Genomic DNA, 17,847 nt, shown 5'->3' with positions numbered 1-17,847 from the left:
CCGCGTCACGCCGCGCTCGAAGCGCAAACCACCCACCCCGTTATTTCATCCTCACCCATCAAGGAATACCGTTCCAGGCCGATGCAGCCTAAACGCTATCGACTAGACCCTAGCGCCCGCCATCCCCTTGTCCGGTACTCAAGATGCAGCCATCGCGCCTCGACTCCTTCAACAACCTCAGCGTACGCACCAAACTCGCGTTGGGCTTTTCGCTCCTTCTGGCGCTGATTCTGTTGGTCGCCTTCACCGGCTGGCAGACCAGTCAGGCGCTTGCCGAGCGCAATTCGCGCATGCAGGAAGTGGCCAAGCTCAGCACCTTGGCCCGCGACATGCGCATCGAGCGGCTGGTGTATTTCGTCAATGCGTCCGACCAGCAGGCGGGCAAGTGGCTCACGGCGCTCGAGGCGGTGAACGCGCACGTGGAGTCCGTCGCGCCACGTTTCAGGTCGCCGCAAAATCAGGCGCTGATGAACCAGGCAAAGGATCTGCTCAAGGGCTATCGCGGCTTTTATGACCAGGCCGTGGCCGCGACCCGTGAGCGTGAGCAGGCACGCAACGACGCTACGGCGTCGGCTGAAACCATGAACGACGCGCTGCAACGGCTGTGGGATGTGGCCAACGCCGACGGCGGGCGGTATGACGACCGTCAGCAACTGGGCGGCGTGGCGCTGGCGCTGCAGAAAATGCGAATCGCCTTCCGCAGCTATGCCTCGGCGCCCAGCCCGGCGCTGGAAGCGGCGACCCGTGAGGCGGTGGCTGACATGCTCAGCCAGACTGCCGACCTGGCCAGCACCGCACTGGTGCAAACGTACGTGCAGGCGATGGTCAAGGACGTGGATGACTACCAGCAACGTATTCAGCAGACCGTGCAAGCCCAGGCCAAGGTCGATGCCGGGCAGGCGGGGATCAGCAAGGCCATTGCCGACTTGCTGGCCTTGACCGACACACTCACCGCCATCCAGGTGGAGTTCCAGCAGACCGATGTGCGCGATGGCTTGCAGACCTTGCTGATCTGGCTGGCGGTGGCCGTTGCGTTGGGCCTGGCCGCGGCCTGGCTGATCACCCGTTCTATCGTCACGCCGCTGAAGGAAACGGTGGACATCGCCGAGACCGTCGCACGCGGCGACTTCACCCACCGCCAGACCGTCACCCGCACCGATGAGCTGGGCGCCTTGCAGACGAGCATGCAGCGCATGACCCTCAACCTTCACGGCCTGGTCGGCGAGCTGCGTGATGGCGTGGTGCAGGTGGCCAGCGCCGCCGAGCAGCTGTCAGCCGTGACCGAGCAGACCAGTGCCGGGGTGCAGTCGCAGAAAACCGAAACCGATCAGATCGCCACGGCCATGCAGGAAATGACCGCCACCACCCATGAGGTGGCGCGCAACGCCGGGCAAGCTGCGGCGTCTGCGCTGCAAGCCAGCCGTCAGGCCACCCAAGGCGACGAGGCGGTCGACAAGGCGGTTGGGCAGATCGAGCGCTTGGCTGAGGAAATGTCGGCTGCGCAAACGGTGATGAAAACGCTGCGCGGTCATGCCGACAGCATTGGTGGGGTGCTTGACGTGATCAAGTCGGTGTCTGAACAAACCAACCTGCTGGCGCTCAACGCGGCCATCGAAGCGGCGCGCGCGGGTGAGGCGGGCCGTGGCTTTGCGGTGGTCGCCGACGAAGTGCGGGGCCTGGCGCAGCGCACCCGTAGCTCTACGGACGAGATTACCCAGCTGATCGCCGGGCTGAACCAGAGCACCGACCACATGGCCTCTGTGCTGGAGCAGAACGTGCAGTTGACGGGGAACAGCGTGAGTCTGTCGCGCGATGTGGGGCAGATGCTCAAGCAGATCGCGCGCTCGATCAAGGACATCGAGGCCATGAACGAGCAGATCGCCTGCGCGGCCGAGCAGCAAAGTGCGGCGGGCGAACAGATCAGCCGTGGCGTGACCAGTGTTCGGGACATTTCCGATCAGACCGCCGCTTCCAGCGAAGAGACCGCCAGTTCCAGCGCGGAGCTGGCGCGGATCAGTGTACAACTGCAGGCGATGGCGGGGCGCTTCAAGGTGTGAGGCGTTAGAGGGCTGACAACGGTATTGCAGATCGGCGGCCATTCAGGCCGCCGATCTTGTTTCAATGGCAGCACGTTTGACGATCATCACAAGTGTTCAAAGGCTGTTTTTCTTTTATCGACTTTCAAGATTCGATGAACCGCTATTCCCGTCCCGACCAGCACAGCAACAAGACCACACGTTTCCAGAAGTGTTGGCAATCTGCCGCTGAACAGCAAACCCAGTGCAGCCGCAAACACCGACTCCAGCGCCACCAATTGACCGGAAAGCACCATCGGCAGGCGCTGGGTTGCCGCGTTCCATGCCCACGCGCCGATCACCGAAGACACCACAGCGATCAGCAAAGCCCATCCGTAGAGAGCGCCCGCCTCCTGCACGCTGAAACCCAGGCTGGGCAGTTTGAACAGGCCTAGCATCTGCAAAAACGGTATCAGGCAAACACTGCCAAGACCTGCCCCGACCATCATCAATGCCGTCCACAGCCCTGTTGCAGCAGCGGGCAGTTGGTCGAGCGCGCGTTGGTTCAACAGGCTGAAGGCCAGCCACAGCGCCACGGCCAGCGTGGAAAAGAGCACCCCGGCGATCCAGGAATGCACGCCGCTGTGCGCCGGATTCATGCTGCTGATGTGCGTCAACAACAGCCCAAAGGTAATGAACGTCAGTGGTAGCGCGAGACTGCGCCACGGCATGTTCTGGTCTTTTGAATTCCCTAGCAGTGCGACCAGCAGCGGCACCAGCCCAACGGCGGCGGCTGTCAGTACCGGGCCGCCAAAGATCACGCCGGCTGCAATGCAACTTCCGTAGCCCAGATAACCAATGGTTTCCAACGCAGTTCCCAGAAGTTGTCGAGAAACTGACACCAAGCTTAATTGCGCGCGACACAGCACCACGCCGCCAACGCCCAGCAGGCCTGCGATGAGAAACCTGAGCACGGTCAGGTCGTAAATGCTGTAGGCGCCCGTCACATAAGGGGTGATGAAGTTGAGGGCCCAGGCCAGCGTGGCAATAGCTGCCAGTGCTACACCGGCAACAAGGCTGGAGCGAGGAGTAGGCATGCGCTGAGATTCCATTGATGTCCAGGTCAATGTTGCCTAGGGGCATGGCTGTGCTACAAACGAGTTCTCGGGTCTCGATCCATAACGGCTGATTATGAATTCACTCAGAATGACACTGCCACCGCTGGCGAGCCTCTTGCCCTTTGAGGCGGCGGCACGGCTGGAGAGTTTTTCCAAAGCGGCCGAAGAGTTGCATCTGACCCAGGCTGCAATCAGCCGGCAGATACGCAGCCTCGAACACGACCTTGGCGTGAAACTGTTTACCCGTCGCAATCGCGCGGTGTTTCTGACCCAGGAAGGGCGAGCGTTGGCGGGGGCCGTCAGCGCAGCGTTGGGGACGATCAGCGCCAGTGCGGTTGCGCTCAGAAGCGCTCATTGCAGCAATCGCGTGGTGCTGTTCTGCCAATTGTGCGAGGCCTTCTACTGGATGATGCCGCGCCTTTCGAGCTTTCGCGATCAACACCCCGGTATCGAGCTACAGGTGGTGACCTCGACGCAACCGGTGGCCGACTTCAACCAGCATTTCGATGTGGCGCTGCAAACCACCGGGCGCAGTAGCGGCTCGCATGCCTTGGCATTTACCGCCGCTGACGACGTATTCCCCGTGTGCAGCCCGGGCTACTTGCCAACTGATACACCGCTGCAACTGGATGCACTGGCTGCGCACACGCTCCTGCATTACCACTCGGCATCAGCGGACTTCATGGGCTGGGAAGCGTGGTTGCAGACGTTTCAGCATCCGCTCAGCAATCAGCAGCCCAGTGTGGTGTTCGACAGCTATCCGCTGACCCTTCAAGCGGCCGTCGCGGGGCACGGCATCGCATTGGGGTGGCGCCGAACGGCAGCCACGTTGATCGAGCAGGGCGCGTTGGTGCAACCCTGCGCCGAGCGCATACCGCTGCCGGAAGCGATTTCTGTGTATACCCAGCACGGCGCACGTGAGCGTACAGCGGTGCAGGCGCTGTTGGCGTGGCTGCATGCGCAGTTGCACGCCTGATGGGCAGGCCAAGGCCCGACCCGGCGCCTAGGCACGTCGGCCTCGCGCGCAGACCAAGCACAGCGGTTGCGCATCGAGGATGTCGAGACCCGCAGCAAACAGCGGGCGTTTGGGAAAACCGCGCCTGCAAGCGCGGCCCATTGGTGAGACCGCGCGCATCGCGTTAGTGCGCCACCGCCTGATCGGCTTTGGCGGCCGTATTACTCTTGTAGATCAGCACCAGCGCAACCGCCAACAGGCCGATAGCGACCATGCGCGAGGTATCGAGCTGAATCACCGCATTGCCGAACCACCCTGCGTTATCGATCAGCAAACTCATCAGCAATTGCCCGCTGATCACCGCCACGGTGGCGGCTGCGGTGCCGACGCGCGGGACGGCGAACACGATGACCAACATATAGACCACACCAAAGAACGCCCCAGTGACTTGCCAGCGCGGGACACTGAACAAGTTCATGGCATGCGGCGACTCGAACAGAAACGCATAGAGAAAACTGACCATGGCCCCCATGACGAATGTCAGCCAGGCGCTTTCCAATACGCCGACCTCGTGACCCAGACGTCCATTGACGGCGGATTGCGCGCACAGCACCGCGCCACCCAGTACAACGACCAACAACATAGTGACCAGCATCTTATTTCTCCTTGCGTCAGGTATTGATCAGCCAGAGGGCGCCGAGGATGGCGACCAGTGCGCCAACGCGGTAACCATCGACTCGGCGCTGTTGCGCCCCCAGCCAGCCGAAGTGGTCGATCACCAGGCTCGCTGCGACTTGGCCGAACAGGATGCCGACCATCGTCAAGCCCACCCCGATGTGGGGTGTTGCGAGGGTCAAGGCTCCGACGTAGAGCGGGCCCAGCAAACCGCCCGCCAACATCCAGCGAGGTTTGGCAAACAGCGAGCGCAATCGTGGCCGGCCGAAGATCAAGCCAAAGGTCAGCAGCAGTGAGCCCAGGCTGAAGATGCCGAACACCGCCCAACCTTGACCAATCGCTTCACCCAGCGGCCCCAGCAGGCCCGCTTCTATCGACAGCCCCATGCCGGCCAATATGACCAGGGGCAATATCCAGAATCGTTGCATCGAAAATCCACTCCCATCATCAGGCCGGCATGGTATTTCGATGCGCTAATCGCCACAATCCTGCGAAAAAGCAAAAATCAATTGCTTTAATAGCAACGCCCGTTGCGTTTGAGTGTCCGCTCGATCTATCCGGAACGCGCTCGGTTTTGAGGTGAACATGCAACTGAAGGCTCATCGATTCTTTGTGAAAGTGGCGGCCACTGGCAGCTTCGTCGCCACTGCTCGGCACTTCCAAGTTCCGGCCTCGTCGGTCTCCCGATTCATTGCCGCGCTGGAAACCTCTCTTGGGCAGCAATTGCTGTACCGCAATACCCGAGGGGTGCGGCTGACCGAAGCTGGAGAACGCTACTACCATCAGATGCGCGAGGTGATCGAGCTGCTCGACGCAGCCGATGAATCACTCAGAGGTCAGCAAGATGCCATTCATGGCCTGGTGCGCATCAATGCGCCGTTGGCGCTGGGTAACCTGCACATTGCCGGGCTGGTCAATCGATTGGCTGACGTGCATCCCGACATCACCGTAGAACTGACCCTCACGGATGCGTTCATCGACCCGATTCAGGAGGGTGCGGACATCACGCTGCGGGTGGGTTTGATGGAATCTTCGGGTCTGATTGGCCGCAAGATCGCCGACCAGCACTACGTGGTCGCAGCCAGCGCGCAGTATCTCGAGCGCCGTGGCCGGCCTGAAGTCCCCGCCGATCTCAACGACCATCAGTGCCTGGTCTACAAGGGTCGGGCGGGGGCGCAGCGCTGGTTTTTTCGCCGAACGCCGGAATCGACTCCGCAGATCATCAATGTCACAGGCCCGCTGCGCAGCAACGACGCGCAGGTGTTGGTGGCGGCCGCGCGGGCAGGTCGCGGTATCGTCCTGTTCCCCAGCTGGCTGTACCACAAGAACACTTTTGTCAGTGGGGAAATGGTGCAGCTTCTGCCGCAATGGTCAGCGGCCGTCGATGCGCAGCCGGGCGCCATCCACCTGTTGTCCCCGGAAAGCCGGCTGCGATCACGCAAAGTCAGCGCCGTGAGCGATTATTTGATCAATGCCATTGGCACGCCGCCGTATTGGGATGATTTGGGTTGAGGGAGAGCTCGCCGCAGCCGTGCGATGGCAGTCCGCGTCAGGGTGCGTCCAGGCTGCGGGTCATTGCCTTGACCACGTCGCTGCGCACCTTGGCCGAGAGAAATTCGCTGGGAAGACTCCCGAGCCAGCCGCGGGTTGAGCGTGCTGGGCGATGGGTTGCACGCACGTAGTCGAGGATCACTTGGGCATGCCTACGGTCCCATGCCCAGAGGACCTTGCCGCGAATCGACCACTGCCACCATGCGTCTTCGGGCCACTTCAGCTCATGGATGAAACGCCCGCAGCCGGCGCGGCATTCGACCACGCCACGGTGCAGTGGCGAATAGCCTTGGCCATCCTTGCCGCCGAAGACGAGGTATTGGCTGGACGCGCCTTTGGGCGCCTGCCAAGGCAGCAAGTGCGGGTAACGCTCGATCACGTGCCAGCTGCCCCAGGATTTCGACGGTCCCGTGGCGGGCGCGTTGTTACAGAACACATAGGGCTCGACGAACACGGCGTATCCCGCGCAACGCGGGCACTTCAGGTCGAGCTGGTCTCGCGCGATCACCGGGCGTGCCTCGGCGCGTCGGCCCTGATGGGTGTGGCTTGACGGGTCAGTCGCAACTGCTGGAGCCCCCATCGCTTGAGCTGTCGCTACCACTGGAAGCGTCACTGCCGTGGCCGCAGTGGCTGTGGGAGTGGTGATGGCTGGACGAGGTGTGACTGTGGCTGGTCTGCCCAAGATCGATGAGGGGAGCGGGGTGGATGAACGGGGTGGCGCCCCCACGCTCCTGGCCCGCGTCGGCGGGTGTGGACGGGCGTTTGAACAGACGTCTGTAAAGGGCTCGAATCAAGACTGGAGCGCTCGAGGGGGTGGGATTCGGTGGAAAGGTGCTGGGTGCGGGCAACCCTGTCAACCGCACGGGGAGCGCAATGGGCGCTCTGCACAACGATTACCTGGTGGCGCACAACATCGATGGGCGCCTAAGGGCGTTTTCAGGCGTTCATTGCACGTGAGAGGTGCGGCCGGTCCAGATACCCGCATCGTCCGTCGATGACACACGGCGTCGAACAATGGCTCAGGGCACGGAGTACTGCTTGTACAAAGGCGCTCTGGCGTAGCAGAGCTGAGACGTGGGCCAACTGTAGACCTGCTCGAAAAGGTCTGAGGTTTACCGCAAGCCTTGCGGCTGGCGCTGACAAAGGCGCTTAGCCGGCTCGTGGCCTTTGCAAGCGCGCGATCGAAGGATTTCAGGCGAGTTCCAGAGACACAGTGAATGATGGCTCGATGCCATATTTCCTCGAACGTCTACCGCCACCCGGTGTCTGAAAAGTTGTACGCCAATTCTCTCCATGTCCAAAAAAATATATCAAGATGCTACAGAATCATCGCACGCCGCCGATGACAACAGATGGCGCCATGGATCAGGCCTTCTCCCTAAAAGAGGTTTTTCCATGTTTTCCTTCCTGACATCTGGCCGCGATCGTAAAGCGCTGCACGCGCTCATCAGTGCCGTAAGCACACGCCAACCCCCTCACGTTCAGCATTGCACGCAGGGCAGGGCCGTCGCCGAGGTTTGGCAGACCTTGCAGGGGCGCGAGCAAGCCCAGACCGAACAGCGCGAGCAGTTGCAGCAACAACTCACCTCCACCGAAGCCGAACTTGCCCAAGCCAGTGCTGCTGCCCAGCGCCATCAAGTGCGCTTCGACCTGGTCAACCGCGCCTCTAGCGAAGGCCTGTGGGACATGGAGGTGGTGGCGGGCGATCCGATCAACCCGCACAACGTGTTCTGGTGGTCGCAGCAACTGCGCCAGATGCTCGGCTTTCAGAACGAGCACGATTTCCCCAACGTGCTGGCCAGTTGGGCTGACCGCCTGCACCCGCAGGACAAACAGGCCACCCTCGACGCACTGGCCCGCCACCTGAATGACCGCTCCGGCAGCACTCCGTATCGCGTCAAGAACCGCCTGGCGATGAAGAACGGCGACTACCGCTGGTTCTACGCCCAAGGTGAAACCCTGCGCGACGGCAAGGGCACGCCGGTACGCGTGGCCGGTTCGCTGCGCGACATCCACGACGAGCTTGAGCGTGACCGCGAGCACGACGTGATCATCACCCGTTTCGAATTGGCCCGCGAGATGTTGTCCGACGGCTTGTGGGATATGGAGGTGATCGCAGGTGACCCGGTCAACCCGCGCAATCCGTTCTGGTGGTCGCCGCAATTTCGCCGGCTGCTGGGCTTCGAGACCGTCGAAGAGTTTCCCGATGTGCTCGACAGCTGGGCCTCGCGCCTGCACCCCCAAGACAAGGAGCGCAGCCTGTCTGCATTCGCCGCGCACCTGACCGACCGTAGCGGCAAGACGCCCTTCGACATCGAGTACCGCCTCAAGCACAGAAACGGCGAGTACCGCTGGTTCCGCGCCCGTGGTCAGACCAAGCGCAGTGCTGATGGCCTGCCGCTGCGCGTCGTTGGCGCACTCGCAGACATTCACCTGCAGCACGAGCAGCAGGTAATGCGTAAGTCCCAAGTGGAGTACCAGAAGACGCTTGAAGCCAACATCGCTCAGTTGTCGAGCATCGTGGCGACGATTCAGAGCATTGCCAGCCAGACCAACCTGTTGGCCTTGAATGCGGCCATCGAAGCGGCACGGGCGGGGGAAGCCGGTCGTGGCTTTGCCGTGGTGGCAGACGAGGTGCGCAAGCTGGCCACGCGTACCACCGAGGCCACCGAGCAGGCAGCAAGCATGATCGCTCGCTGATTGCCTGCTGGGTAGGGCGCTGCGGTCAGCCGCGCGCGGGTGGTGAGTCGCTGTCGGGCTCGCTCAGCGCCACCGCCATCTTCGCGGCGGCCTCGTCGGAGTCGTGGAAGTGCTCCACGCCTTGCTCATCGGTCACCCGAAATACCTGAGTGATGCCTTGCCCGCGGCGGTGGGCGGGGATTTCGTCGCCCTCGAGTTTCTTTACGGTGACTGCCATGGTTGGCCTCCAGGTGGGCTAATGGATGACGGGTGGGCTTAAGGGCAGGTGCCTCAGGGCCTGGCGCTGTTGGCTGGGCGCTTGGCAAGAACACGATATCTGCCGTTGCAGTGCTTGGGACAACAGAGTTGGCGCAAGGGCTCGATGGATTGGACGCGTTGCCGACCGGGCCTCACCTCAGGGCGACCTTCACGCTTGGCCTACACGGGCCGCGTTGGCTCACCCCACCGCACGCCCTGTGCGAGCGTTGGACATTGGCGGCTTTGAAGGGGCCTACCGGTCATGGCTGACGGCGCAACCACTCATCGGCTATCGCACCCAGCGTCAGCGGGCGAGTGTGCTTGACCCAGGCCATGAACGCGCGGTCGAAGACGAAGCGCTCGCCGCACTCGGCGCGCAGAAAGCGCCGTACGTTTTGTGTGTTGCGGTAGTCGTCATCCAGCGGCGTGTCGCGGGTAAGCACGTGACTGTGCCAATCGATCTTCATGGTCGGGTGCTCGGCTGTGTAAGATGTAGCGACGCGCGACAGCAGCGCGTTGCACTTGAACCTGACATGCACGTCTAACCACATCGGCATAACGCCCAGTAAGGAGCTGCAATGTTCACACGTATCATCATTGGTGTCTTGATTGGCCTGGCGGCGGGTTATGCAGTCAACGGCAAAGTGGCTGCATCGCCGAAAACCGTGCAGATGCTGCAGATTTTCGCCGGTATCGTGGCCGTGGCGTTCATCGCATCATCGTTCATGTTCGGCCCTGTGATGGGCGTCTTCGCAGCGATCGAAGTGGCAGGTGGTTACTTTCTCTACACCCAGGTCATCAAGCCGAAGATGGACAAGTGAAAACACCGTCGCATGAAGCCGGCCTTGGTTGGCTTCATGCTGCTCTTTGCAGCCACCGCCGCGTTTCAGGCGCCGCCATTGCGTAGGCGTCATGCCCAGAGATCCCGACAGCACCGGCAATGAACCGCGCGGGGCGTCCAGACCACCATCGAACCGCTCAATCGATTGAACGGCCTGCGGGCTGAGATGCTCGAACGTGCATCATCCTGTACCGACGAGGCCAGCCCCATGAAAGATTCTGACAACCAGCAACCGCAAGACGACGTGCCCGCGCACTCCACCGAAGAAGAGCGCGCGCGGCTCAAAGACAAGCACAAGGATGAGATTCCGCCCGGCGCCGAATGAGGCAGGCGATAGCAGGGCGCGGTCGGCCTTTAGCTGGTCGGGTCCTGCCCCAACACCTTGCTCAAGGCGACCCGCGCGTCTTCGAGCTGTACCAGTGCGGCGTGGCGAGCGCCCAGGGCGTCGCCGTTCTGGATGGCCGTGAGAATCGCCTTGTGTCGTGGCAGTGCCAGTTCATCGAAATTGGCGCGCTGGTTGGAGTAACGCACCGACTCACGCAGCGCCATCGAGAGCATGTTGCACAGATACGCCAGCAAATCGTTATGGGTGGCATCGGCAATGCGGCTATGGAAATCCAGGTCTGGTTGCAGGCGCTGCTCGTGATCCTGCGCCGCTTCCATGCGCTGATACGCCTCGCCGATGGAGGCAACGTCTTCGGCCGTGGCATTGGTGGCCGCCAGCGCGGCGGCGGCAGGTTCGATGACCCACCGCACGCTCGACAGGGTATTGAAGAACTCTTGCTGCGGGGTGGTCTGCATCAGCCAGTGCAGCACGTCCGGGTCGAGCATGTGCCAGTCGTGACGCGGCCGCACCAGGGTTCCGACTTTCGGCCGGGCGTGCACCAGGCCTTTGGCCGTAAGGGCCCGCATGGCTTCACGGAACACCGGCCGGCTGATCGCGTAGGTCTCGCACAGAGTCGCTTCGGACGGCAGCTTTTGCCCGGGCGCGAGCTGCCCGGAGACGATCTGCAGGCCAAGGTCCTGGACCAAGGTGGCGTGCATGCTCTTGCGCGTAGTAGAGGGCTGGCGGTAATTCATGTAGAGGCGAAGGCGATCCTGCGGGCGGGCTGCGCATCATAGCACCCCCGAGGCTGCGCCGGTCCCATGGACGTAGCCGCAGGGCAGACCGGGGCAGGGCGTACGCCACTGCGGGCCTGATGTTGAACGCGCGGTGCGCGACGCCCGCGCACACGCGTCGATGCGTTGGGTAGCTGCTCGACAGTGGCCGGCCAGCCGCACTCAATGTGAGTGCTTGGGCACCTCAGCGCCGCGGCAGCCCACCAGGAAATCGAAGTCACAGCCTTCGTCGGCCTGTAGCACGTGGTCGAGGTACAGCTTGGCGTAGCCGCTGTGGATCAACTGCACGGGGGCCTGCACATCGGCCAATCGGCCTGCCAGTTCCTGGTCGGAAATGTCCAGGTGCAGCCGGCCTCCCTTGCAGTCCAGCTCGATCCAGTCTCCTTCGCGCACTGCTGCCAACGGCCCCCCGGCCGCGGCTTCGGGTGCCACGTGCAGCACCACGGTGCCATACGCTGTGCCGCTCATGCGCGCATCGGAAATACGCACCATATCCTTCACGCCCTGGGCCAACAGCTTGGCCGGCAGGCCCATGTTGCCGACCTCGGCCATGCCGGGATAACCCTTCGGCCCGCAGTGCTTCATCACCAGCACCGAGTCGGCGTCGACGTCGAGTTGCGGATCGTTGATGCGCGCCTTGTAGTCCTCGAAGTTTTCGAACACCACGGCGCGTCCACGGTGCTGCATCAGTGCCGGGGTCGCGGCGGAGGGCTTGAGCACGGCGCCCTTGGGCGCCAGGTTGCCGCGCAGGATGCAGATGCCGCCATCAGCGACCAGTGGTCGGTCGAGTGGACGGATGACGTCGTCGTCATACAGCGGCGCCGCCGAACAGTTGCCCCAAAGGCTCTTGCCGTTGGCGGTCAGGGCGTCGGGATTGGGCAGCAGGCCGTTTTCGCCAAGGCGTTTGATCACCGCAGGCAACCCGCCGGCGTAATAGAACTCTTCCATGAGAAAACGCCCTGACGGCTGCAGGTCGACCAGGGTCGGCGTGCCGCGGCCGATGCGGGTCCAGTCCTCCAACTGCAAGTCAACGCCCATACGCCCAGCGATGGCCTTGAGGTGAATCACCGCGTTGGTCGAGCCGCCAATGGCTGCGTTCACCCTGATCGCGTTTTCGAAGGCTTCACGGGTGAGGATTTTCGACAGCCGCAGATCTTCTCGGACCATCTCGACGATGCGCATGCCCGACAGATGCGCCAGCACGTAACGGCGTGCATCCACAGCGGGAATCGCGGCGTTGTGCGGCAGCGAGGTGCCCAGTGCTTCGGCCATGCACGCCATGGTTGAAGCGGTGCCCATGGTATTGCAGGTGCCGGCCGAGCGTGACATGCCCGCTTCGGCAGAGAGGAACTCGTTGAGGTCGATCTGACCGGCTTTATAAGCCTCGTGCATCTGCCAGACGATGGTGCCGGCGCCGATGTCCTTGCCCTTGTGCTTGCCATTGAGCATGGGCCCACCGGTGACGACGATGGCTGGCACATCGCAACTGGCAGCGCCCATCAGCAGCGCCGGGGTGGTCTTGTCACAGCCAGTCAGGAGCACCACGGCGTCCACCGGGTTGCCGCGAATGGCCTCTTCCACATCCATGCTGGCCAGGTTGCGGGTGAGCATGGCGGTGGGGCGCAGGTTCGATTCGCCGCTGGAGAACACCGGGAATTCGACCGGGAAGCCACCGGCCTCCAGCACCCCCTTTTTCACATGCTCGGCAATCTTGCGGAAATGCGCGTTGCAGGGGGTGAGCTCCGACCAGGTATTGCAGATGCCGATGATCGGCTTGCCCTGGAACTCGTGGTCGGGGATGCCCTGGTTCTTCATCCAGCTGCGGTACATGAAACCGTTCTTGTCCGCGGTTCCGAACCATTGGGCCGAGCGCAGTGGGCGCTTGAGATCAGACATGAGAGAGACACCTTATTAGTATTACTATTTGTCGTTATTTAGGCGACTCTACCCATTTATATGGGTGGTGTGAAGACTTGTGGAATTGAATAGTAATACTATATTGTCGATCCATCAGGTCAGTGGTCTGCCAAATGCCCCGGCCTGGTGCGGAGTCCCATTACAAGAACAATTGGAGACATCACCATGATTCAGGAGCAGCGGCTGGTCCGCCTGATCACTCTGAAGCTCATCCCCTTTCTGGTCCTGCTGTACCTGGTGGCCTACGTCGACCGCTCTGCGGTGGGCTTCGCCAAGCTGCACATGGGCGCCGATATCGGTCTGGGCGACGCCGCTTATGGCCTGGGCGCCGGGCTGTTCTTCATCGGCTATTTCCTGTTCGAGGTGCCGAGCAACCTGCTGCTCGACCGCTTCGGCGCTCGCCGCTGGTTCGCCCGCATTCTGCTGACCTGGGGTGCGATCACCATCGCGATGGCGTTCGTCACCGGGCCGAACGGTTTCTACGTGATGCGCTTTCTGCTGGGGGCCGCCGAGGCCGGCTTCTTCCCTGGCGTGCTGTACTACATCACCCAGTGGTACCCGGTGCGCCATCGCGGCAAGATCCTCGGCTTCTTCATCCTCTCCCAGCCGCTGGCGATGCTGATCACCGGACCGCTGTCCGGGGCGCTGCTGGGCCTCGATGGCAACTACGGCCTGCATGGCTGGCAGTGGTTGTTCATCTGCATCGGTACGCCTGCGGTGCTGCTGGCCTGGCCGACCTTGCGTTTCCTGCCTGATGGGCCGGCCAAGGTGCGTTGGCTCAGCGACGATCAGCGCAGCTGGTTGCAGGAGCAACTGAGCAATGACCTGCGCGAGTTCGGCCAGACCCGCCATGGCAATCCGCTGCACGCGCTCAAGGACGTCCGGGTGCTGTTGCTGGCGCTGCTCTATCTGCCGATGACCCTGAGCATCTACGGCCTGGGCCTGTGGCTGCCGACGCTGATCCACCAGTTCGGTGGCAGCGACCTGGTCACCGGTTTCGTTTCGGCGGTGCCGTACCTGTTCGGCATCCTCGGCTTACTGATCATCCCGCGCAGCTCTGACCGCCTGAACGACCGCTACGGCCACCTCAGCGTGCTGTACGCGTTGGGCGCGGTGGGTCTGTTCCTCAGTGCCTGGTTTGCCCTGCCGGCACTGCAGCTCGCCGCGCTGTGCCTGGTGGCGTTCGCGCTGTTCTCCTGCACGGCGATCTTCTGGACGCTGCCGGGCCGGTTCTTCTCCGGCGCCAGTGCAGCGGCCGGCATCGCGCTGATCAACTCCATCGGCAACCTCGGCGGCTACCTCGGCCCGTTCGGCATCGGCGCGCTCAAAGAACACACTGGGCAGTTGTCCTCGGGGCTGTATTTCCTGGCGCTGGTGACGCTCTGCGGGTTGCTGTTGACGGGCCTGGTGTATCACCGGCTGGAGCGCCGCCAGCGCCTGGCCGCAACCGGCGCGGCGGCGGCCTCCCGCTAATCCCTGGCAACCGACAAGCGAGAATACCTATGCGATTGATTCAATTCGAAACGGCCGACGGCGAGCGCTGCGTGGGCATGGTGGAAGGCGAGAGCGCCCTGCAAGTGCTGGGCGCCAGCAGCACGCGTGACTTGGCCTTACACGCCATTGCCAACGGCCGAGACCTGGCCAGCGAAGTCCGCGCTGCGCGCCTGGGCGACCGCCACGACTACCTGGCATTACTGCGCGAAGGCCGCGTACTGCCACCGCTGGACCATCCCGATCCGGCCCATTGCCTGGTCACTGGCACGGGTCTGACCCATCTGGGCAGTGCCGCCACCCGCGACAAGATGCACCAGCAGCAGGCTGAAGGCGCGATCACCGACAGCCTGCGCATGTTCCAATGGGGCCTGGACGGCGGTCGTCCACCGGCGGGCGAGGAGGGCGCGCAGCCAGAATGGTTCTACAAGGGCGATGGCGCCATCGTCGTGCGCCCTGGCGCCGACCTGCCGCTGCCGGTGTTCGCCGAGGATGCCGGTGAGGAGCCGGAGTTGGTCGGTTTGTACCTGATCGGCCCGGATGGCATCCCGTATCGCCTGGGTTACGCGCTGGGCAATGAGTTCTCCGACCATGTCATGGAGCGGCGGAATTACCTGTACCTGGCCCACTCCAAGCTGCGTGCCTGCAGCTTCGGTCCTGAGCTGCGCCTGGGTGAGCTGCCGGCGCACCTGGAAGGCACCAGCCGCATCCTGCGTGATGGCCAGTCGCTGTGGAGCAAGCCGTTTCTGTCGGGCGAGCAGAACATGTGCCACAGCCTCGAAAACCTAGAGTTCCACCACTTCAAGTACAGCCAGTTCCTGCGTCCAGGCGATGTGCATGTGCATTATTTCGGTACGGCCACGCTGTCGTTCGCCGACGGTATTCAAGCGCGCCCGGGCGATACCTTCGAGGTCAGCCAGGAAGCGTTTGGTCAGCCTTTGCGCAACGGCATTGCCGTCGCACCTGAGCAGGTCCGTCCCGGCGTCGTAAAAAGCCTCTGAGCCCTTTCATTCGTTACAGGAGTCACCATGTCTGCAAGCAACTTCATCGGTGGTAAGCGCAGCGCTGCCGGCAGTGTGCGTCTGCACAGTGTCGACGCGCACACAGGCGAGGCATTGCCGGGCGCGTTCATCCAGGCTACAGCCGCCGAAGTGGCCGCCGCCGCCGAGGCCGCCGAGGCAGCATTCGTCGAATACAATGCCTTGGCGCCGGAGCGCCGGGCGCAGTTCCTGGAGGCTATCGCCGACCAGCTCGATGCGCTGGACGAGGCCTTCATCGCCATCGTGTGCCGTGAGACCGCGCTGCCGGCCGGGCGCATTCAAGGTGAGCGCGCCCGCACCAGCAATCAGATGCGTCAGTTCGCCAAGGTGCTGCGCCGCGGCGACTACCTCGGCGCGCGCATTGACCGCGTCCAACCCCAGCGCCAGCCACAATCGCGCCCTGACCTGCGCCAGTGCCGCATGGGTGTCGGGCCGGTGGCCGTGTTCGGTGCCAGCAACTTCCCCTTGGCCTTCTCCACCGCAGGCGGCGATACCGCTGCCGCGCTGGCCGCCGGTTGTCCAGTGGTGGTCAAAGCCCACGGCGGCCACATGGCGACGGCCGAACAGGTGGCTGAGGCCATCGAAAGGGCCGTCGTGGCTACTGCAATGCCGGCAGGTGTGTTCAACATGATCTATGGCGGCGGTGTCGGCGAAGCGCTGGTGCGCCATCCGGCGATTCAGGCCGTGGGCTTCACCGGGTCGCTCAAAGGCGGTCGCGCGCTGTTCGACATGGCTGCTGCGCGCCCGCAGCCCATTCCGGTATTCGCTGAAATGAGTAGCATCAATCCGGTGATCGTGCTGCCTTCGGCATTACAGGCCAGGGGCGAGCAAATCGCCCAAGCGCTGGCGAGTTCGGTCGTGTTGGGCTGTGGCCAGTTCTGTACCAACCCGGGGTTGGTGATCGGCATCGCTGGCAATGCCTTCAGCACGTTCGTTGCCGCGTTGAGCGCGCAATTGGCCGACCAGCCGGGGCAGACCATGCTCAATGCTGGCACCTTGCGTAGCTATACCGAGGCCCTGCAGCGCCTGCATCAGCACCCCGGCGTGCGGCACCTCGCCGGTGCCGAACAGGCCGGCGATGCCGCACGGGCGCAGCTGTTCCAGGCCGACGTCAGCCTCTTGCTGAACGGCGATGCGCTGCTGCAGGAAGAAGTCTTCGGGCCCACCACGGTGGTCGTGGAAGTGGCTGATGAGGCGCAGTTGCGCCACGCGCTGCAGGCCCTGCACGGGCAACTCACCGCCACGCTGATCGCCGAGCCTGACGATCTCCGCCGCTTCGCAGCGCTGGTGCCAGTGCTGGAGCGCAAGGCCGGTCGCCTGCTGCTCAACGGCTACCCCACAGGGGTCGAAGTGTGCGAGGCCATGGTCCATGGCGGGCCGTACCCCGCGACGTCCGATGCCCGTGGCACCTCGGTCGGCACCCTGGCCATCGATCGCTTCCTGCGGCCGGTGTGCTATCAGGACTACCCGGATGCGCTGTTGCCGGATGCCTTGAAGAACGCCAATCCGCTAGGTCTGCAGCGCCTTGTCGACGGCCAGCACAGCCGTGAGGCGCTGAGCGCAGGCTGAAAGCCAGGCGTGCCAGGTGTTTAGGTTATACCCCCGGCCTTGCCGGGGGATTTTGCCGTTTGGCCGAGTCATGGCAAGGGAAGGCGCAGGCGCGGGCGCATCAGGCCAGACATCCACATTCGATGTGAATGAGGGCTCAGGCGCTGGTCGCCTGCACGTGCTTTGATCGCGACACCGCGAGCCCAAAAGCCTGGCTCGGTCAGCGCGTTACTGAACGGTCACCTGATCGGGCTGGTGATTGACGACCTTCAGGCCGGTGCCTTGGATCAACGCTTGTACCGCCTCGCGACGCGTCATTTCACCTTTGACCCGGTTGGGCTTGATGCCACCGGTCTGCCCCGTTTCAGTCTTGACGAAGCAGCCACTGGCATTGGCGACGTCCTGGGCCGCTTCGTCGAAGCGTGCAAAGTCCAGATCGAAGGTCGCCACTTCGTCACACTTACCGTCCAAGTTCGGCGTGTTCGGGATCGGCGTGTCGTGGCTGCAGCCAACCAGAGCGGCAAAGGCTGCCAAGGCGAAATAGCGTTTCATCGGGTACTTCCTTTATTTGACGAATGACATCTGAGTGATTCTGCATGGCGCAGTTCTGCAAGCAGCCGCGCAACACTAGCAGGTCAGC

At 63.0% G+C, this 17,847-nt stretch carries 16 protein-coding genes and 4 pseudogenes; 11 read left to right on the top strand and 9 right to left on the bottom strand.

The window, feature by feature from the left end; translation table 11 throughout:
• Positions 1 to 143 precede the first annotated feature (143 nt).
• Both SJI00_RS22605 and SJI00_RS22600 read left to right on the top strand, forming a co-directional pair.
• Positions 144 to 1,199 (top strand): annotated as a pseudogene (locus tag SJI00_RS22605) (methyl-accepting chemotaxis protein); the annotation flags it as partial.
• Positions 1,185 to 2,057: a methyl-accepting chemotaxis protein gene (locus SJI00_RS22600; RefSeq protein WP_416221040.1), complete on the top strand. Its 873-nt coding sequence runs from the start codon at positions 1,185 to 1,187 to the stop codon at positions 2,055 to 2,057. The pseudogene SJI00_RS22605 and the gene SJI00_RS22600, both read left to right, overlap by 15 nt.
• An 86-nt stretch (positions 2,058 to 2,143) precedes the next feature.
• Here SJI00_RS22600 and SJI00_RS13550 read toward each other — a convergent pair whose 3' ends face one another.
• A complete protein-coding gene (locus tag SJI00_RS13550) occupies positions 2,144 to 3,112 on the bottom strand; it encodes a DMT family transporter (RefSeq protein WP_322462224.1) in 969 nt (322 codons plus the stop codon).
• A 94-nt stretch (positions 3,113 to 3,206) separates the two neighbouring features.
• Between SJI00_RS13550 and SJI00_RS13545 the strand changes: the two genes are divergently transcribed.
• Entirely contained in the window at positions 3,207 to 4,109 is a 903-nt protein-coding gene (locus tag SJI00_RS13545; RefSeq protein ID WP_322462223.1) for a LysR substrate-binding domain-containing protein, read from the top strand.
• A 163-nt stretch (positions 4,110 to 4,272) separates the two neighbouring features.
• On the opposite strand, the gene SJI00_RS13540 is transcribed toward SJI00_RS13545, so the two are convergent.
• Positions 4,273 to 4,743: a DMT family transporter gene (locus SJI00_RS13540; protein WP_322462222.1), complete on the bottom strand. Its 471-nt coding sequence runs from the start codon at positions 4,741 to 4,743 to the stop codon at positions 4,273 to 4,275.
• Positions 4,744 to 4,759: 16 nt separating this feature from the next.
• The gene (locus tag SJI00_RS13535) at positions 4,760 to 5,191 is read right to left on the bottom strand and encodes a DMT family transporter (RefSeq protein WP_322462221.1); all 432 of its coding nucleotides are present in this window, start codon (positions 5,189 to 5,191) and stop codon (positions 4,760 to 4,762) included.
• 157 nt (positions 5,192 to 5,348) lie between these two features.
• On the opposite strand from SJI00_RS13535, the pseudogene SJI00_RS13530 reads away from it, so the two are divergent.
• Together SJI00_RS13530 and SJI00_RS13525 are read left to right on the top strand one after the other, a co-directional pair.
• A pseudogene (locus SJI00_RS13530) lies at positions 5,349 to 5,522 on the top strand (helix-turn-helix domain-containing protein); the annotation flags it as partial.
• Between the two features lie 36 nt (positions 5,523 to 5,558).
• On the top strand, positions 5,559 to 6,275 hold the full coding sequence (locus tag SJI00_RS13525; RefSeq protein ID WP_322462366.1) for a substrate binding domain-containing protein: 717 nt from the start codon (positions 5,559 to 5,561) through the stop codon (positions 6,273 to 6,275).
• 37 nt (positions 6,276 to 6,312) lie between these two features.
• On the opposite strand, the gene SJI00_RS13520 is transcribed toward SJI00_RS13525, so the two are convergent.
• Positions 6,313 to 6,822, bottom strand: a complete 510-nt coding sequence (locus tag SJI00_RS13520; RefSeq protein ID WP_322462220.1) for a hypothetical protein — start codon at positions 6,820 to 6,822, stop codon at positions 6,313 to 6,315.
• A gap of 785 nt (positions 6,823 to 7,607) precedes the next feature.
• Here SJI00_RS13520 and SJI00_RS13515 point away from each other — a divergent pair.
• Together SJI00_RS13515 and SJI00_RS22595 are read left to right on the top strand one after the other, a co-directional pair.
• A pseudogene (locus SJI00_RS13515) lies at positions 7,608 to 8,720 on the top strand (PAS domain-containing protein); the annotation flags it as partial.
• A pseudogene (locus tag SJI00_RS22595) lies at positions 8,709 to 9,005 on the top strand (methyl-accepting chemotaxis protein); the annotation flags it as partial. The pseudogenes SJI00_RS13515 and SJI00_RS22595, both read left to right, overlap by 12 nt.
• 34 nt (positions 9,006 to 9,039) lie before the next feature.
• Here the strand turns inward: SJI00_RS22595 and SJI00_RS13510 are convergent.
• Together SJI00_RS13510 and SJI00_RS13505 are read right to left on the bottom strand one after the other, a co-directional pair.
• Positions 9,040 to 9,231 carry a hypothetical protein gene (locus SJI00_RS13510; RefSeq protein WP_322462218.1) on the bottom strand — a complete coding sequence of 64 codons (192 nt, stop codon included), beginning with the start codon at positions 9,229 to 9,231 and terminating at the stop codon, positions 9,040 to 9,042.
• 280 nt (positions 9,232 to 9,511) lie between these two features.
• Positions 9,512 to 9,718: a DUF6434 domain-containing protein gene (locus SJI00_RS13505; RefSeq protein ID WP_322462217.1), complete on the bottom strand. Its 207-nt coding sequence runs from the start codon at positions 9,716 to 9,718 to the stop codon at positions 9,512 to 9,514.
• A 111-nt stretch (positions 9,719 to 9,829) separates the two neighbouring features.
• Here SJI00_RS13505 and SJI00_RS13500 point away from each other — a divergent pair, with 111 nt between their 5' ends.
• Complete coding sequence (locus tag SJI00_RS13500; RefSeq protein ID WP_322462216.1) at positions 9,830 to 10,072, top strand: hypothetical protein; 243 nt, start codon at positions 9,830 to 9,832, stop codon at positions 10,070 to 10,072.
• 374 nt (positions 10,073 to 10,446) lie between these two features.
• On the opposite strand, the gene SJI00_RS13495 is transcribed toward SJI00_RS13500, so the two are convergent.
• On the bottom strand, positions 10,447 to 11,172 hold the full coding sequence (locus SJI00_RS13495; RefSeq protein ID WP_322462215.1) for a FadR/GntR family transcriptional regulator: 726 nt from the start codon (positions 11,170 to 11,172) through the stop codon (positions 10,447 to 10,449).
• Positions 11,173 to 11,373: 201 nt separating this feature from the next.
• Positions 11,374 to 13,107, bottom strand: a complete 1,734-nt coding sequence (locus tag SJI00_RS13490; RefSeq protein WP_322462214.1) for an IlvD/Edd family dehydratase — start codon at positions 13,105 to 13,107, stop codon at positions 11,374 to 11,376.
• Between the two features lie 186 nt (positions 13,108 to 13,293).
• On the opposite strand from SJI00_RS13490, the gene SJI00_RS13485 reads away from it, so the two are divergent.
• From SJI00_RS13485 to SJI00_RS13475, 3 genes are read left to right on the top strand one after another with little or no spacing between them, the layout of a single operon-like run.
• Complete coding sequence (locus tag SJI00_RS13485) at positions 13,294 to 14,601, top strand: MFS transporter (RefSeq protein ID WP_322462213.1); 1,308 nt, start codon at positions 13,294 to 13,296, stop codon at positions 14,599 to 14,601.
• Between the two features lie 29 nt (positions 14,602 to 14,630).
• Positions 14,631 to 15,620 (top strand): AraD1 family protein, encoded by a 990-nt coding sequence (gene araD1 / locus SJI00_RS13480; protein ID WP_322462212.1) that lies wholly within the window; start codon positions 14,631 to 14,633, stop codon positions 15,618 to 15,620.
• A 27-nt stretch (positions 15,621 to 15,647) separates the two neighbouring features.
• Positions 15,648 to 17,228, top strand: coding sequence for an aldehyde dehydrogenase (NADP(+)) (locus SJI00_RS13475; protein WP_322462211.1), 1,581 nt, complete (start codon positions 15,648 to 15,650; stop codon positions 17,226 to 17,228).
• Between the two features lie 207 nt (positions 17,229 to 17,435).
• Here the strand turns inward: SJI00_RS13475 and SJI00_RS13470 are convergent, their stop codons facing one another.
• A complete protein-coding gene (locus SJI00_RS13470; protein ID WP_322462210.1) occupies positions 17,436 to 17,759 on the bottom strand; it encodes a hypothetical protein in 324 nt (107 codons plus the stop codon).
• Positions 17,760 to 17,847: the final 88 nt, after the last annotated feature.

The sequence above is a fragment of the Pseudomonas gebzensis genome, assembly GCF_034427815.1.
In the GTDB taxonomy this organism is placed as follows: Bacteria; Pseudomonadota; Gammaproteobacteria; order Pseudomonadales; family Pseudomonadaceae; genus Aquipseudomonas.
This window is presented reverse-complemented; position numbering and strand designations above follow the sequence as displayed.

What these genes read in the sequence shown, in the direction of transcription:
- SJI00_RS13545 (WP_322462223.1), top strand. Translation starts at nt 3,207, where the DNA reads ATGAATTCACTCAGAATGACACTGCCACCGCTGGCGAGCCTCTTGCCC.
- SJI00_RS13495 (WP_322462215.1), bottom strand. Translation starts at nt 11,172, where the DNA reads ATGAATTACCGCCAGCCCTCTACTACGCGCAAGAGCATGCACGCCACC.
- SJI00_RS13470 (WP_322462210.1), bottom strand. Translation starts at nt 17,759, where the DNA reads ATGAAACGCTATTTCGCCTTGGCAGCCTTTGCCGCTCTGGTTGGCTGC.
- SJI00_RS13500 (WP_322462216.1), top strand. Translation starts at nt 9,830, where the DNA reads ATGTTCACACGTATCATCATTGGTGTCTTGATTGGCCTGGCGGCGGGT.
- SJI00_RS22600 (WP_416221040.1), top strand. Translation starts at nt 1,185, where the DNA reads ATGCAGCGCATGACCCTCAACCTTCACGGCCTGGTCGGCGAGCTGCGT.
- SJI00_RS13475 (WP_322462211.1), top strand. Translation starts at nt 15,648, where the DNA reads ATGTCTGCAAGCAACTTCATCGGTGGTAAGCGCAGCGCTGCCGGCAGT.
- SJI00_RS13550 (WP_322462224.1), bottom strand. Translation starts at nt 3,112, where the DNA reads ATGCCTACTCCTCGCTCCAGCCTTGTTGCCGGTGTAGCACTGGCAGCT.
- SJI00_RS13540 (WP_322462222.1), bottom strand. Translation starts at nt 4,743, where the DNA reads ATGCTGGTCACTATGTTGTTGGTCGTTGTACTGGGTGGCGCGGTGCTG.
- araD1 (WP_322462212.1), top strand. Translation starts at nt 14,631, where the DNA reads ATGCGATTGATTCAATTCGAAACGGCCGACGGCGAGCGCTGCGTGGGC.
- SJI00_RS13490 (WP_322462214.1), bottom strand. Translation starts at nt 13,107, where the DNA reads ATGTCTGATCTCAAGCGCCCACTGCGCTCGGCCCAATGGTTCGGAACC.
- SJI00_RS13535 (WP_322462221.1), bottom strand. Translation starts at nt 5,191, where the DNA reads ATGCAACGATTCTGGATATTGCCCCTGGTCATATTGGCCGGCATGGGG.
- SJI00_RS13485 (WP_322462213.1), top strand. Translation starts at nt 13,294, where the DNA reads ATGATTCAGGAGCAGCGGCTGGTCCGCCTGATCACTCTGAAGCTCATC.
- SJI00_RS13505 (WP_322462217.1), bottom strand. Translation starts at nt 9,718, where the DNA reads ATGAAGATCGATTGGCACAGTCACGTGCTTACCCGCGACACGCCGCTG.
- SJI00_RS13510 (WP_322462218.1), bottom strand. Translation starts at nt 9,231, where the DNA reads ATGGCAGTCACCGTAAAGAAACTCGAGGGCGACGAAATCCCCGCCCAC.